Consider the following 15,382-nt stretch of genomic DNA (forward strand, 5'->3'; position numbering starts at 1 on the left):
GGACCTTTCGCGAGGGCGACGGCGGCCGAGAGGCCGCACGCCGCCGGAAGGGAAGCCGGAAATCGGTTGAGAGTTTAGACCAAGAGGCCGTCTTGAGCCGAGGCGGGATTGACCTTCCACACCTCGATCGCCGCCACGGTCGGGTTCTCCGCCGCCCCCTGCCAGAAGGCGAGGTCGAGCGTCCCGTCGGTGACCGAGACCGTCCGCGTCAGGGTCGTCGCGGTGGCCCCGGCGGCCGCCGCGGCCCAGATATCGTAGTTGGCGATCGCGGTGCCCTCGATGCCGATGTTGAACTGGCGCTGGCCCGCCCCGCTGAGGCCGCCCGGATCGTCGGGTTGGTTGTAGATCTCGGCGAAGTGCAGGATCACCTCGTAGGAGCCGGAGGCCAGGGCGCTGCCATCCGCGTTCTTGACGGCGTAGCCGAAGCGCCCGTCATCGGCATCCGTGGTCGAGGCGCTGGCCCAGCCGAAGCGCTGGTTCTGGTAGAGCGCGTCGTCGGTGGTGCCGGCGATCGGATCGACGTCGGAATAGGTCGCGTTCCCGTCCTGGCCGGCGACGTAGAAGCGGTGGGGGGCGGCCGCCGTGTCGGCCTCGAACACCGTCCCGTCCGCGCGGGTATGGGCCGCCCCGCCGGAATTGATGGCCATGACGAGGGTGTCGCCACCGGGCGTCACGTCGATGGTGAAGGCGTGCGAGGCGGCGGCGTTGGTGTTGGCCGCCGGGCTTGCGTCGGCGATCTCGCCGGCCTTGACGGTCGCGGTGTATTGGCCGTCGGCCCAGCCGCCGTTCGGGGCAGCGACGAGGTAGGTGGCGGTGGCCGAGGTCGCGCTGGTCGCCACCTTCGATTGCAGGCTGACCGCCCCGGCCGCACCGGCTCCCGTCACCGCGAGGTCGGCCCCCGTGATGCTGGCGAGGTTGATGCCCGAGGCGTCGTTGTAGACCACCGTCACGCTGGCCCCACCCGTGCCGGAGGCGGGAGCGTCGACGGTGAAGGCACCGATGCTCGGCCCGGTCGTGTCGGTGCTGCCCGTGGCCTGACGTACGATGATGCCGCTGAGCTTGGCGTTGTCGATGCCGTTGGCAAATTGCAGGTCGAGCGTGCCGTTGGCACCCGCCGCGATCGGACCCGAGACGTAGCTGTAGGGCGTGTTGAAGTTGCCGGTCTGGGCCAGGATGTCGAGGTCGTTGAGGAGGGTCTGGCCCTCCAGCGACACGTCGAACACGCGCTGGCCCGGACTGCTCCACCACAACTCGCCGAAGCGCAGCTCGACGGTGTAGGCTTGGCTCGTGCTGGCGACCGGGATCGCGTAGCTGAAATTGCCGTAGCGCTCGGTCTGGTAGACGGTGTTGGTGAAGACCGATTGCAGGCCGTTGCCGCCGGTGCCGTCGATGAAGGTGGCGCCGCCGGTAAAGTACTGGTCGGCCGAGAAGCTGATCCCGTCTTGGATCAGCGCCCCGCCGCCCGCATTGATCGCCGCGACGATCCCGCCCGCGCTGCTGGTCTGGACCGAGAAGAGCTGCGAGGCCGCGAGGTTGGTGTTGCCCGCCGGGCTCGCATCCGCCACCTCGCCGGTCTTGACGGTGGCGGTGTACTGGCCGTTGGTCCAGCCACCCGTAGGGGCGGCGACGATGTAGGTGGCGGTGGCCGAGGTGGCGCCCGTGCTCGTCTTGGATTGCAGGCTGATGGCGCCGATCGCGCCGGGCCCCGTCACCGCGATGTCGGCCGCGGTGATGCTGGCGAGGTTGATGCCCGAGGCGTCGTTGTAGACCACCGTGACGCTGGCGCTCGCGTCCCCCGCCACGGGCGCCTGGACCGTGAAGGGCCCCACCGTCGGCTTGGTCATGTCGGTGCCGCCGCCCCCGCTCGCTTGGCGCACGACGATGCCGCTGAGCTTGGCGTTGTCGATGCCGTTGGCGAATTGCAGGTCGAGCGTGCCGTTGGCACCCGCCGTGATCGGCCCCGAGACGTAGGTGTAGGGCGTGTTGAAATTGCCGGTCTGGGCCAGGATGTCGAGGTCGTTGAGGATGGTCTGGCCTTCGAGCGTGACGTCGAACACCCGCTGGCCCGGATTGCTCCACCACAGCTCGCCGAAGCGCAGTTCGACCGTGTAGGCCTGGCTCGTGCTGGCCACCGGGATGGCGTAGCTGAAATTGCCGTAGCGTTCGGTCTGGTAGACGGTGTTGGTGAAAGCCGATTGCAGGCCGTTGCCGCCGGCCATGTCGATGAAGGTGGCGCCGCCGGTGAAGTACTGGTCGGCCTCGAAACCGATCCCGTCCTGCGTCAGCGCCCCGCCGCCGGCATTGATCGCGGCGACCACCGGGTTCGTCGTGCCCGATTTGGCGGTCGTCGTGATGGTGATCCCGTCGAAATCCGCCGTGAAGGGCTCGCCGTCGTTGGAGGTGGCGAGCAGGCCCACCGCCATTCCGCTCGCCTTGCCGCCGACGGTGTAGTCGCCCTGGATCGCCTTCAAGAGCGCGCTGCCGCTCGGCACGCTCAGGCTGGCGCCGGCGGTGAAGCTGGTGTTCGCGTCGGTGGCGGAAGAGACCGCCCCGGTGCCGAAGCGCCAGTAGGGCGTGACCGTGTTGGTCTCGAGGTTCACGGCAAGGCGCAGTTGCACCCAGCTCGCGCTCGTCGCGCTCAGGAGCGCGTTGTTGGTCACCGCCGCGGTCTGCGCGACGCCGAGATTCTCCATCGAGGTCTCGAAGATCGCGCTCGTATACTTGCCCCCGGCGCTTTCGCCGCGCCCACCCAGCACCAGCTTGATGAAGTTGTCCTGGTCCCCCGTGCCGATCTGAAGTCCCGCCGAGGGGAAGCCGCCGTTGCTCGTGGCGTTCGGAATCCAGTTCGACATCGTCATGGTGACGTTGGCGGTGGCCACGCTGTCGTCGAAGGTGACGCCGGCCTGGAGCGCGTCCCTGAGGGTGTTGTTCCCTTCCGTGAAGTCGCCCTCCTGCACGTTCTTCAACTGGATGACGCCGCCCGCGCCGCCCGCGATGATGTTGGCCGAGGTGTAGAGGCCGCCATCGAGGAACGGGTCGAGCCCGTTGATCATCGCGCCGGTGAGCCCGCTGCCGCCGAAGGTGCCGGGGATCGAGCCGGATTCGAAATTGAACACGATCGTTTCGCCGCCCGAGATCACGTCCGTGCCGGCCGTGCCGTTGTCGGGATCGAGGGCGAAGGGGTCGAGCGTGTTGTTGATCCCGTCGCCGTCGAGGTCGAGGTTCTGCGGGTTGGTCGGTCCCGGCGTCAGCACCTTGATGTTGCCGTCGGCCAGCGTCGTCACCCAGACGGTGCCGGCGAACGGCTTGCCGTCGCCGACCGCGTCGATGCCGAGCGGGGCGCCGCCGCCCATCGGCACGACCTGCTTGCCCGCCGCCACGATCTGGCCGGCGGCGCCGATGGTGGTGTCGACCCCGCCCGAGGCGTTGCGCGGGATGATGTGGAGGTAGCCCGCCAGATCGGTGACGAGGATCGCGCCCTTGATGCTCGTGGCGCCGCCGTCGGCCGTCGCCCAGGTGGTCGAGGCGGTGTATTCGGCCAGCCCGTTGAGCGAGCCCTGGCCGGTATCCAGCGCCCCGTCGCTGATGCCGCCCTCGAAGAACACGCTCTCGCGCGGGTCGGCGGTGCCGGCCGGGATCACCGAGTCGAAGTCGGCAGGCAGGCCGGCGCTGCCCTGGGGAAGGAAGGTCGCACCCGTGACGCCCGCCCCCGGCGTCAGAATCCAGCCGGCCTGGCCCCCTACCGCCCGCACGAGGTTGGGGTGGCCGCCGTAATAGCCCTCCCCCGTGATCTCGTGGAGCTGGTCGTAGTTGAGCCGCTTGGTGCCGCCGTCGAGATCGGGGGTGTTGAGCGGGATCTGGTTCTGGTTCGTGACGACGTTGCCGTTGGCATCCGACGGGCGCCCGCCCCAGCCGTTGTTGGCGCCGTTGTCGTAGGTGAACATCTTGCCGTCGGAGGTCAGCAGCACGTCGTAGGCGTTGCGATAGCCGGGCGAGTAGATCTGCACCGGGCTGTCGGCGGTGATCTTGGCCATGTTGAACCCGTCGCGGCCCCCGAACGGGCCGCTGACGTCCGAGCCGTCCGGGTTCTCGTTGCCCGCTGTCCCGTTGTTGGGGCGGTAGGGGTCGTCGAGGGTCGGCAGGTCGTAGAGGTAGGGGTTGAGCCCGTTCGGGTTCTTCAGCGTCATGGCGTCGAGCGCCGTGAGATCGACCTTGAGCACGGCCGCCGCGTAGGCGAATTCCGGCAATCCGGCGAAGTTGTTGGAGGGTGCGCCGGCATTGGTGTTGCCGCCCACCGCCACGTAGAGCGTCTTGCCGTCGGGCGAGATCGCCATGCCGTTGGCGGAGTGGTTCTCCTCCGAGCGGGGCAGGCCGCGCACGAGATCGAGCTTCTTCCACGTGTCGGTCGCGGAATCGAAGGTGAGCCGCGAGATGATCGATGAGTTGGTGTCGAGATTCGTGTCCTCGCCGCCATTGCCGGCGCCGATGCGGGGATCGCTCGACGTGACGTAGAGGACCGGGTTGTCGGCGGTGCCGGTGACGAGGATGCCGGTGACCTGCCGCTCCTTCAGGCTCGCATTCAGCGTGCCGTCGTCGTCGTGGTTCGGCAGGTTCAGGATGAGGTCGATCGATTCCGTCTTGGTGACGACGTAGCCGTTGCCGTTCTGGGCGACCGTCAGGGCCTTGATGCTGCCGAACCGCTCGGCAACGTAGAGTCGCCCGTCCGGCCCCCATTGCAGAGCCGAGGCCAGCCCCGAGTAACCGGCAAGTGTCGACTGAGAAAACGTGACGTCGGCCATGGTCATCCCCCTCACGCCAGACTTGAGATCAGACTCAACATCAGACTTGCGGGCGACCGTATCCGCGCCCGATCCGGGCTTCATGCGCGCAGCGGTATTCCGCGGCGCTCTTCCGGGCTAGGGCGCTCTCCACCGAAGTGGATGCCGGTTCAGCGAAAGAGCAGGCCTCGGCACAAGGAGTAAGAGCCGCTCTCGATCGTACGGCGCCGGGAGCGGAGCATTCGAGCAGAGCTTAGAGCGTCGTCCCGAAAGGTGGCCACCGGCTTTCGGAAAACGACGATGCAAAAACATGAACTTAGAGCGTCGTCCTGGATCCGATATCCAGGACGATCTAGCCGGCCATGCGCCGGACGATGCGCGGGTGCTGAATTCCGAGAAGGGCCGTCGCCTCGGGGATCGAGCCGTCACAGGTGGAAGAATACCCGAGCCGGGATCGCCCCGCGCCGGCCGATCCTCGCATCAGAGAGGACGGGCCGCTGTTCGCGCGGCCGGCAGCGGTCGGTATGGGCTCAGATGTAGTGGCGGTAGACGATGGAGCGGGTCGCTTCCTCACCGTCGCGGTCGCGGTCGACATCCGCCGTCCGGCCGGACGAGAGGCCGACCATCGAGACGAGCGCGAGAGGAATCACCTTGGGCGAGAGGCGGACGAAACCGTGCACGGCGGAGGCCAGGCCCCGCGTGAACCGAAGCAGAAGCGTCATGCGCAGGATCTCCCTTCGCCGGTACGCGCCTCACGATGCCCCATCGATGATGCCGCTTTATGTCGGAAATCGGCAGGACGCCGCATCGGAGCGCCGCCGCCCGATCCAGCGGGCGGCGATGTCGTGCGTCAGGACGCGGGACGAAGACGCCCGAACGCCCAGGCGCCGAACGCAAGGGCCCCCACGGGGGCAATCAGAAGAGCCATTACCGTCAACACGCTTGTCATTGGGGGCCGGTCTCCATCGTCGAAACTGTTCGCCCCCCGATCACTCGGAACCGTGGAGCCGTTGCAGGCTCCTTACATGAAATATGGTTCATGACATAGGCGGGGCACATCACTATTGCGCAAGATCGTGTGCCGCGCTTCGGTCCGTGCCCGTCACTTCGTCGCGGCGTCCCCATCGGATGCGCTTGAGGGCTCTGGTCCGGCCAAACGACCACAGGCCGGGGCGGGGCGGGGCGCGCGATCCATCCGGCACATGTCCCGATCCGACACAAACACGGTGGCATCCCGCTCGCACCGGGGGCCGGCATCGTATCGGATGAGGTTTCGATGTTTCCCAAACTCGTCGGATCTGCCGCGCTCCTCGCGGCCGGATCCGTGGTCCTTCATAGCTGGGATGCGCCGCGCTGGGTGATCATCGCGCTGTGCGCGTTCGGCACCCTTGCGGCCGTGCTGCTCCTCGCGCCCGCTCTGGAGCAGACGATCGCTCCGGTCGCGGTGATGCCGGCCGACGAGCGATCCAAGGGCCCGGCTCCGGTCTTCGAGGGAATCTGGGATCCGATCGAGCGCCGGCAGGTCCTGAGCGAAGCGGGCCGAACGGATCTGTAGCTCGCCGTCCCGAGCATGTAATCCGAACCGGCGCGACCGATGCGGAACCGCAACAGACCAGAAGAATTTCGGACAGTAAAAATGGTTGTGCGCAAACTTAATCGAGCGCCCAAGTATTTGTACTTATAATAGTTATAAAACATAGATCTTGCATGCATCATTCGGTGTTTGTCATACGCGGGGCACAAATCATCGTGTCCTCTTAGGTTTTCATAACCTAAGTTAAAAGCGTACCGGAAAAGATGTTCGAAGATCGCGCCGTCTCCGCTCGGCCGGCTCCGCGTGCGGGCCGAGTCTTGCGCCTGCTCGCCTCGACATTCCTGTCGGGAACGGCCCTGTTCGGCTTCGCCGTGCCGGGCCTGGCACAGGATGCGGCCGGCGCCGTCGAGCTGTCCGAGTTGAGCGTGACCGGCGAAGGCCGCGGCGCCACGCTCGGCGGCGCGCTGTACGGCCCCGGCGGCGCCTCGGGCGCAGTGCCGGGCTACGTCGCCAGCCGCAGCACCGTCGCGACCAAGACCGACACCCCGATCCTCGAGACGGCCCAGTCGATCTCGGTCGTTGGCCGCAAGCAGATCCAGGATCAGAACGCGCTGACCATCAACCAAGCACTGCGCTATACGCCGAGCGTCACCACGGAGCAGCGCGGCGGCGCGGGCTCGACCCGTCTGGAGCAGTTCTCCATTCGCGGCTTCACCGCGCCGGTCTTCCTCGACGGCCTACCGCTTCCCGGGAGCCGCGACGCCTCGCCGACCATCGATCCCTTCCGGTTGGAGCGCGTCGACATCATCAAGGGACCCGCTTCCGTCCTGTACGGACAGTCGGGGCCGGGCGGCATCGTCAACCTCGTCTCCAAGGTGCCGCAATTCGTCCGTCACGGCGAGATCTTCGTGCAGGGCGGCGGCTTCAACGAGGTGCGTGGCGGCTTCGATGTCGGGGGCCCGGTCGGCGACGGCACCGGCGGCGTGGCCGACCAGTTCGCCTACCGCGTGATCGGCCTCGGCTGGAAGGGCGACGGGCCGGTAGTGACCACGGAGGTCGAGCGCTTCTTCATCAATCCGAGCCTCACATGGCGGCCCGACGCAGATACGCAGCTCACGGTCATCGGAAACTACCAGCGCGACCCGTTCTCGGGCTTCTATGGCGGCTTCCCGGCAATCGGCACGGTGTTCCCGCGCAATTTCGGCAACGGCGTGATCGGGCGCCTGCCGGTCGATTTCTACGACGGCGACCGCAACATTGAGCGCTCCGACCGCACCCAGGCCTCGGTCGGCTACCTGTTCGATCATCGCATCAACGAGCACCTGCGTTTCCACTCGGCAGGCCGTTACTTGCGCACGGAAGGTGACTATCGCAGCGTCTACGGCGCCTTCAACACGGTGACCGCGTCCACCGGACCGATCCTCGGCCGCTCGCAGGGGGGCACCCAGGTCGGCATCGACGCCTGGACGATGGACAACAACTTCGTGGCCAACTTCGAGACCGGTCCGGTGGCGCACACCGCCCTGCTCGGCGTCGATCACCGTACGTTCCGCACGCGCACGCTCGCGACCCCGTTCCCGCGCGCGCCCGACCTGAACGTGCTGTTCCCGAACTACGAGATGAACATCAACTTCCCGGCCTTCACCACGGAGGCGGCGATCACCGCCGAGCAGACCGGCGTCTACTTCCAGGACCAGATCAAGTTCGACCGGCTCGTCCTGACACTGGGCGGTCGCTACGACGTGGCCCGGCAGAGCGGCCCGACGCGTACGCTGGCCACCGGCGCGCTGGCGATCCAGAACGTCCCGGCCGATGCCTTCACGGGGCGGGCGAGCCTTCTCTACCTGTTCGACAACGGCATCGCGCCGTACGTCTCCTACAGCGAGGCGTTCGAGCCGATCACCGCCGGGCGCATCTTCGATCCGGCCTTTGGCACGATCGGCCGCATTCCGGAGCCGATCTCCAGCAACCAATACGAGGCCGGCATCAAGTACCAGCCCCCCGGCACCGACATCCTGCTGACCGCGGCGGCCTTCGATATCCGCCGCTCGAATGCGACGCAGCCGGACCCGAACCCGGAGCGGCGCAACTTCGTGGTCCAGACCGGCGAGGTCGGCGTCCAGGGTATCGAATTCGAGGCACGGGCCAACATCACCGAGAACCTGAACCTCATCGGCGGCTTCTCGATCCTCGATACCCGGAACGTCAGCGACATTACCCTCACGACCAACGAGCTGACCGGGCAGTCGGTGCCGCTCGCCGGCCGCCGGCCGGTGCAGGTGCCGGACTCCACCGCCTCGCTGTTCGTGGATTATCGCTTCACCGAAGGGCCACTGCTCGGACTCGGGGTCGGCGGCGGCGTCCGATACCTCGGCCCCTCCTGGGGTGATCCGGCCAACACCTTCAAGGTGCCGGCGAGCATTCTCGTCGATGCCCTGCTCACCTACGACCTGAGACACCTCGACGCGACGCTGCAGGGCTTCCAGCTCCAGGTGAACGCGCAGAACCTCCTCGACGAGCGCTACGTGACCGGTTGCTTCAGCTATCAAACCTGTTTCTACGGGTTGCCGCGCACGGTCTACGGTGCCTTGCGCTACCGCTGGTAGGAGGCCTTCGCATGGCGGCACAGGGCAGAACGACGGCGCTTGAGCGGGCCTCCGTGGCCGGCCGGGTCGTGCTGGCGGCGGGCGGGGGCTACGGCGTCGCGGCGCTGGCCACCGCGCTGCTGTCGCTGACCCTGCCGATGGCGCGCTCGGAGGCGGTGGCGACGGCGACGCTGCTCAGCTTCGCCGTGATGGCGGGCATCGTCGTCCTCGTCTTTTCGACGCGCACGCTGCTGCGGGCACTCCTCACCGTGGCCGGCACGGCCATCGTGCTGGGCGCCCTCCTCTGGCTGGCGATGGGAGGATCCACGCCATGAAGGGAAGCTTCCGCCAATCGATGGCGTGGCTGCACACGTGGTCCGGCCTGATCGTCGGCTGGGTGCTGTTCGCGATCTTCGTCACCGGCACCGCGAGCTACTACCGGCCGGACATCTCCCGCTGGATGCGCCCCGAATTCACGCAGGTCGAGCCGGTGGAGGCCGCCGCCCTCGGAGCAGCGGCAGAGCATGCGGTGGCCTATCTCGGCCAGCACGCGGCCAAGGCCCGGACGTGGTATGTCGGCCTGCCGCAACCCGACAATCCCGTGCTCGACCTGTTCTGGCGCACCCGGCCGGGCGAGCGTCCGGGCCATGTCCTGCTCGATCCGCGCACCGGGGCCGAGTCCACCGTGCGCGACACGCAGGGCGGCGACTTCCTCTACCGCTTCCATTTCGAACTGCACATGCCGCCGCTCTGGGGGCGCTGGGTCGTCGGCCTCTGCGCGATGATCATGCTGGTGGCGCTGATCTCCGGCATCGTCACACACAAGCGGATCTTTGCCGACTTCTTCACCTTCCGCCGCGACAAGGCGCCCCGGCGCAGCTGGCTCGACGCCCACAACGTCACCGGCGTGCTGGCGCTGCCGTTCCACGTGATGATCACCTATACCGGGATCGTCACCCTCGCGACCTTCTACATGCCTTGGGGCGTGACCACCGCCTACAAGGGCAACAGCCAGACCTTCTTCACCGAGGCCAACTGGACCACCACCCCGCGCCCGCCGGCGAAGCAGGCCGCCGCGCTAGCGCCGCTCGGGCCGATCGTGGAGCGGGCGCTCGCGTCCCGGGCGGAGCCGCTGGAGCGGCTGATGATCGTCAATCCGGGCGACGCCAACGCCACCGTGGTCGCGGTGTTCGAGGAGCCGCACGGCCTCTCGCACGAGCATCCGCAGATCGCCTTCGACGGGGTGAGCGGCGAAATCCTCGAAGTCCGCGACGGTGGCCTCAAGCCCGCGGCCAAGACCTTCACGGTGATGACCGGCCTGCACGAGGCGCACTTCGCCGGCACCCTGCTGCGGCTGGTGTTCTTCCTGTGCGGGGTCATGGGCTGCGCCATGGTCGCCACCGGCGTCGTGCTCTGGTCGCTGGCGCGCCTGCCGAAGGCGGGGGAGCGGCCCTTCTTCGGCCTGCGGCTGGTCCAGGCGCTGAACGTCGGCAGCATCGCCGGCCTGCCGGCGGCCATCGCCTGCTTCTTCCTCGCCAACCGGCTCCTGCCCGTCGGTCTCGCCGGGCGCGAGGAGTGGGAGATCCGCGTCTTCTTCGGCGCCTGGATCGTCGCGGCCCTGGTGCCGCTCGTCCGTCCGCAGCGCCGGGCGTGGTGCGAGGGTCTGGCCGCCGTGTCGGTTCTGGGCCTCGCCGTGGTCGCGGCCGACATCGCGACGATCCCCGACCATCCCTTGCGGCTGGGGGGCGGCGATCCGCTCTTCGCGTGGTTCGACGGGGCGATGCTGCTGCTGGCGGGCCTGTTCGCGCTCGCCGCCCGCAAGATCCTGCGCTACGAGGCGCCGAAGCGGGCCGCAAGGCCTGCCCCGGTTCCCGCCTCCCCCGCCCGCCAGACCGCGCGGCGCTCGGAGCCGACCCACGCATGACGCCCCTCGTCCTCGCCGTGAACCTTGGCTTGAGCTTCGCCGCGCTCGCCGCCCTCTGCCTCAGCCTGAACCGGCACCACACCGAGGTGTTCGACCGCAAGGCGGAGCGGGCGGCGGTGCTACGCCTGCGCCTCTTCGGCTGGGGCGCCATCGCGCTCTCCTTCGTCGTCGCCGGGCTGTGGGAGGGCTGGGCGTTCGGTCCCGTCCAGTGGATCGGCGCGCTGACCGGCGCGGCGCTCGGGCTGGTGCTGCTCCTGTCCTACCGGCCGCGCTACGTCGCCCCCGCCGCGCTCGCCGCCCTCGTCGCGACCGCGCTGCCGCTCGCGATTCTCGCCGTCGCCTGAATCTGTGGCCCCGCTCCCGCCCCGCGAGGCGCTCGCCCTCGCAAGCCGCCTGCTCGCCGCGCACGGCTTTCGCGAGACCGCCCGCAACGAGCGCGGTGACAGCCTTTATCTCGCCCACGGCGAGGGGCCGGAGCGGCTGCGCCTGTCGAACCATGCCCGCACGCCGAAGCAGCGGCGGGTCCACCCGGAGGTGATGGCAAGCCTCGTGATCCGCGCGCCGAAGACGGACGCGCAGGTCGCCGCCCTGGTCGAGGCAGCCCTACGCGACTTTGCGGGCGGGCTCGCCCGGCGAGGGTGACACCTCATACCCAATCCGGTTGATCCCTTCGGGATGGCGGATTTGGGCTTCGGCGGGATCCCATCGCGCTCGCGCGATGGGATCCCGCCTTAGGCGCCGCGCGGGCTGGCCGATACGGTCCCCGCTTGGATCAAGCGGAAACCGGATCAGAGCGAGGCGCTGGCGCGGCGCATCCGGCGCCGGTCGGCGGGGATCTCGAACACACCCGACCACAGCCCGACACGGCGGCCCCAGGCGCGCCGGTCCTGGGCCTCGTAGGCGGCCGGCGTGCTCCGGTCGGCAATGGCGTAGCCGTTGGCCACCATCCAGGCGGCGAGGTCCTCGCCGTCGCGCCGGCACAGCGCGGTGCCGTCCGACCCGCGCGGCTCGCAGGTCACGCTCTCCCTGCCGATCCGCGCCGTCAGGGCCTCGGCGGCGGCGTGGCCGCAGGCGTAGTCGCGCTCATGCCCGTCGGAACAGGTCTGGTCGAGGTCGGGCGCGTCGATGCCGTAGAGCCGCAGGCGCCGCCCGCCGAGGTCGAGGGTCGCGCCGTCGACGACTGTGGCGGGGCCGCTCACGGTCCGGGGCGCCGCCTCGCCCGCGCGGGCCGGCGGGGCCTGGAGGCCGGCGAACAGCGCCAGCGCGGGAACGGCGAGCGCGGCGAGCAGGCGCCGGGCACTTGGCTCTGCACTTGGGGCCCCCGAGGGGCGATCGTTGTGGGATCGGGCCGGACTGGCGATGGTGCCGACGAGGCAGGCGGCGTAGATCAGCAGGATGGCGGCGGTGAGCGACATCGGAATGGGGCTTTCGGGAAGAGGGCATTCGGCGCGCCGCTCAGAGGCGCTGCGCCGTCGATGCCGCCTTCTCGCAGACGGGCTGTCGCGCGAGCCTGACGCCGCCTGTCAGCCTCGCGTCAGCCGGACTCGGGCATCTCCGCGCCGCGCCATGGTTCGTGCCCCAATGTCCCCTTTCCCGCTCCGCCTCCTTCTCCTCGCACTCGTCGCGCTGATCCCGGCTCTGAGTGCCGTGCCTTTCGGCGCCTCCCCTGCGCGAGCCGACGACGATGGCGAGCGGGCGCGGCGGGCCCTGGAGCGGGGCGAGATCCGCCCCCTGGACGCGGTGCTCGCCGCCGCCCGCGCCGCCGTACCGGGGGACGTGGTGGCGCTCGACCTCAAGCGCGACGACGGGCGCTGGCTCTACAAGCTGCGCATCCTCGGTACCGACGGGCGCCGCCGCGACGTGAAGATCGACGCCAGCTCCCTCAAGCTCCTCGACGTGGACGACGATGATTGAGGCCCGCGCGCTTCCGGGGACGACATGCGCATCCTCGTCGTAGAGGACGAGCCGCGCATCGCGGCCGACATCCGCGAGGGTCTGGAGCGGGCCGGCTACATCGCCGAGATCGTCGGCGACGGCGAGGCGGCGTGGTTCCGGGCTGACACCGAGACCTACGACGCCATGGTGCTCGACCTCGGCCTGCCACGCCTCGACGGGCTCGGCGTGCTGCGCCGCCTGCGCGGGACCGGCGTCGCCCTTCCGGTGCTGATCCTCACCGCCCGCGACGGCTGGCGCGAGCGGGTCGAGGGGATCGACGCGGGCGCCGACGACTACCTCGTCAAGCCGTTCCGGATGGAGGAGCTGGTGGCACGGCTGCGCGCCATCCTGCGCCGCACCGCCGGCCACGCCTCTCCCGTCCTGCGGGCGGGCGCGGTCGAACTCGACACCCGCACCCGCGCGGTCTCGGTGGCGGGCCGCGAGACCGACCTCACCGCGCTCGAATACCGCCTCCTCGCCTTCCTGCTCCACCGCCAGGGGCAGGTCGTGGCCGCGGGCGAGCTGCTCGACCATCTCCACGGCAGCGACAGCGACCGCGAGGCCAACGCGCTGGAGGCTCTGCTGACCCGGCTGCGGCGCAAGCTCGGCCCCGGCATCATCGAGACCCGCCGCGGCCACGGCTACCTCGTGCCGTCCGATTCCCCCGGCAGCACGGACGCGCGATGAGCTTGGGTGCAAGGGATCAGGGAAACGTACCCCTCTGCCCGCGCGCGGGGAGAGGGGATCACGGCGCCGGTCCATGATGCCGTTCCTGAAGCGGGGCTCGCTGCGCCTGCGGCTCGGGCTCGCCGCCGCCGGGCTGATCGCCCTGGCGCTGGTGCTGGCCGGGATCGGGCTGACGCTGATCTTCGACCGGGTGCTCGACGCCCGCACCGCCGACGGCCTCGACCGCACCGCCAAGCTCATCGCCGGGCAGGTGGCCCTGGCGCCGGACGGAGCCCCGACCCTGCCGCGCGAGCCGCCGGATTCGCGCTTCTCGACGCCCTATGGCGGCCTCTACTGGCAGGTTGAGCGGCAAGTTGGGCACCAAGTCGAGCACGCGGACGGCACCGCCCTGCGCTCGCGCTCGCTCTGGGACCGCAGCCTTGGTACGGTTCCGGACACCTCCGAGGAGCCGGCGGTCGGCGACCTTGCCGGGCCGGATGGCGGCCGGCTCATCGCCGTGACCCGGCGGGTCTCGATTCCGGGCAACGGCGGCGCGGTGGCGCTCACCGTCACGGTGGCCGAGGACCGGCGCGATCTCGCCCAAAGCCGCGCCACCTTCCTGCGCCTGCTGGTGCCCTCGCTCGGCGCGCTGTTCGCGGCGCTGACGCTCGCCATGTCGCTGTTCGTGCGCCGGGCGCTGGCGCCCTTCCGGACCCTGCGGGCGGATCTCGCCGCGATCCATGCCGGGACGCAGGCGCGGCTGCCCGACACCTTTCCCGAGGAGGTGCGCCCGCTGGTGGCGGACCTCAACCGCCTGCTCGACGCGCAGGAGCGCGACCTGGAGCGGGCACGCACGGGCGCCGGCGACATGGCCCACGGCCTCAAGACCCCGCTCGCGGTGCTCGACGCGCTGGCCCGCCGCACGGAAGCCGCCGCCCCTGCCCTGGCGGCCGAGATCGCCGAGCAGGCGCACGCCATGGGCCGGCAGGTCGAGCGCACGCTCGCCCGTGCGCGGGCCGCCTCGGGGGGCTTGCGGCGGCGCGCTTGCCCTATCGGACCGGCCATGGCGCGGATCGTCGGCGCCCTCAAGCGCCTGCCCGAGGGCGAGGCCCTGCGCTGGGAGATCGCAGTCCCGGAAAACCTCGCCTTCCCCGGCGACGAGGGCGATCTCACCGAGATCCTGGGCAACCTCCTCGACAACGCCCGCAAATGGGCCCACCGCCGCATCCGCGTCTCGGGACGCGCGGAGGGCGGCGAACACCGTCTGGTGCTGGAGGATGACGGCCCCGGCATGAGCGAGGCGGCCATCGCCGGCATCGCCCGCGGCCGGCGATGGGACGAGACCCGGCCCGGCACCGGCTTCGGCATCGCCATCGCCCGCGACCTCGCGGAGGGCGTCGGCGCGCGGATGCATCTCAGCCGCTCCGAACTCGGTGGCCTGCGGGTGGAGATGATCTGGCCGGTCCCGGCGGCTTGAGGCCGATGCCGGATCGACAAAGCTTCAGGCGACTTGGGCGAGCGCGCCGAGCAGGTCGGAGCGGCAATAGGGCTTCGGCAGGAAGCCGGCATCGGGCAGGTCGTCGGCGTGTGGCCGGACCCGGCCTGAGGTGACGATGAGGCGGATATGCGGCCAGCGCGCCCGCACCCGTGCGGCCAGCGTCAGCCCGTCCATCGAGCCCGGCATGTCGATGTCGGTGAACAGCGTGTCGAAAGCCTGCGCCCTCCCCTCCAGCAGCCTCAGGGCCGCGTCGGCATCGGAAGCCTCGGCCACCGGCAGGCCGGCATCCTCCAGCATGTCCACGGCCACCATGCGCACGAAACACTCGTCCTCGACGACGAGGATGTGCGGCGCGGAGGACGGATCGGTCGGCTCGGACAGACAGGACATTGGGGTAAAGCGAGCTGCAGAATTTTGAAGGGAGGCGGCTTTCCTCAAAGTGCCCGCGCGGCGATTGGTTTC

13 protein-coding genes are annotated in these 15,382 nt (G+C 69.6%); 9 read left to right on the plus strand and 4 right to left on the minus strand.

Going from position 1 to position 15,382, the window contains the following annotated elements; genetic code table 11:
• Positions 1-74: 74 nt before the first annotated feature.
• Together MKK50_RS23965 and MKK50_RS23970 are read right to left on the minus strand one after the other, a co-directional pair.
• Positions 75-4,799, minus strand: coding sequence for a malectin domain-containing carbohydrate-binding protein (locus MKK50_RS23965; RefSeq protein ID WP_499025679.1), 4,725 nt, complete (start codon positions 4,797-4,799; stop codon positions 75-77).
• Between the two features lie 509 nt (positions 4,800-5,308).
• Positions 5,309-5,500: a hypothetical protein gene (locus MKK50_RS23970; protein ID WP_253369780.1), complete on the minus strand. Its 192-nt coding sequence runs from the start codon at positions 5,498-5,500 to the stop codon at positions 5,309-5,311.
• A 635-nt stretch (positions 5,501-6,135) separates the two neighbouring features.
• On the opposite strand from MKK50_RS23970, the gene MKK50_RS23975 reads away from it, so the two are divergent.
• The 6 genes from MKK50_RS23975 (at position 6,136) to MKK50_RS24000 (ending at position 11,463) form a co-directional block, all read left to right on the plus strand.
• Positions 6,136-6,333, plus strand: a complete 198-nt coding sequence (locus MKK50_RS23975) for a hypothetical protein (RefSeq protein WP_499025681.1) — start codon at positions 6,136-6,138, stop codon at positions 6,331-6,333.
• 242 nt (positions 6,334-6,575) lie between these two features.
• Positions 6,576-8,918, plus strand: a complete 2,343-nt coding sequence (locus MKK50_RS23980; RefSeq protein WP_253369784.1) for a TonB-dependent siderophore receptor — start codon at positions 6,576-6,578, stop codon at positions 8,916-8,918.
• An 11-nt stretch (positions 8,919-8,929) separates the two neighbouring features.
• Complete coding sequence (locus MKK50_RS23985) at positions 8,930-9,232, plus strand: iron transporter (protein WP_499025682.1); 303 nt, start codon at positions 8,930-8,932, stop codon at positions 9,230-9,232.
• Entirely contained in the window at positions 9,229-10,821 is a 1,593-nt protein-coding gene (locus tag MKK50_RS23990) for a PepSY-associated TM helix domain-containing protein (RefSeq protein WP_499025683.1), read from the plus strand. Before MKK50_RS23985 ends, MKK50_RS23990 begins: the two co-directional genes overlap by 4 nt.
• Entirely contained in the window at positions 10,818-11,165 is a 348-nt protein-coding gene (locus tag MKK50_RS23995) for a DUF3325 domain-containing protein (RefSeq protein ID WP_499025685.1), read from the plus strand. The genes MKK50_RS23990 and MKK50_RS23995 overlap by 4 nt, the downstream gene beginning before the upstream one ends.
• Before the next feature lie 4 nt (positions 11,166-11,169).
• Positions 11,170-11,463 carry a hypothetical protein gene (locus MKK50_RS24000; protein ID WP_499025686.1) on the plus strand — a complete coding sequence of 98 codons (294 nt, stop codon included), beginning with the start codon at positions 11,170-11,172 and terminating at the stop codon, positions 11,461-11,463.
• A gap of 146 nt (positions 11,464-11,609) precedes the next feature.
• On the opposite strand, the gene MKK50_RS24005 is transcribed toward MKK50_RS24000, so the two are convergent.
• Positions 11,610-12,236 (minus strand): thermonuclease family protein, encoded by a 627-nt coding sequence (locus MKK50_RS24005; RefSeq protein ID WP_499025688.1) that lies wholly within the window; start codon positions 12,234-12,236, stop codon positions 11,610-11,612.
• 166 nt (positions 12,237-12,402) lie between these two features.
• On the opposite strand from MKK50_RS24005, the gene MKK50_RS24010 reads away from it, so the two are divergent.
• From MKK50_RS24010 to MKK50_RS24020, 3 genes are all read left to right on the plus strand, one after another.
• The gene (locus tag MKK50_RS24010) at positions 12,403-12,735 is read left to right on the plus strand and encodes a PepSY domain-containing protein (RefSeq protein ID WP_499025689.1); all 333 of its coding nucleotides are present in this window, start codon (positions 12,403-12,405) and stop codon (positions 12,733-12,735) included.
• A 24-nt stretch (positions 12,736-12,759) separates the two neighbouring features.
• Positions 12,760-13,443 carry a response regulator transcription factor gene (locus MKK50_RS24015; protein WP_499025691.1) on the plus strand — a complete coding sequence of 228 codons (684 nt, stop codon included), beginning with the start codon at positions 12,760-12,762 and terminating at the stop codon, positions 13,441-13,443.
• 85 nt (positions 13,444-13,528) lie between these two features.
• Positions 13,529-14,899, plus strand: a complete 1,371-nt coding sequence (locus MKK50_RS24020) for an ATP-binding protein (protein ID WP_499025776.1) — start codon at positions 13,529-13,531, stop codon at positions 14,897-14,899.
• 24 nt (positions 14,900-14,923) lie between these two features.
• Here MKK50_RS24020 and MKK50_RS24025 read toward each other — a convergent pair whose 3' ends face one another.
• Positions 14,924-15,310 (minus strand): response regulator, encoded by a 387-nt coding sequence (locus tag MKK50_RS24025; protein WP_499025692.1) that lies wholly within the window; start codon positions 15,308-15,310, stop codon positions 14,924-14,926.
• Positions 15,311-15,382: the final 72 nt, after the last annotated feature.

It is taken from the genome of Methylobacterium sp. J-043, assembly GCF_022829505.1.
In the GTDB taxonomy this organism is placed as follows: domain Bacteria; phylum Pseudomonadota; class Alphaproteobacteria; order Rhizobiales; family Beijerinckiaceae; genus Methylobacterium; species Methylobacterium extorquens_A.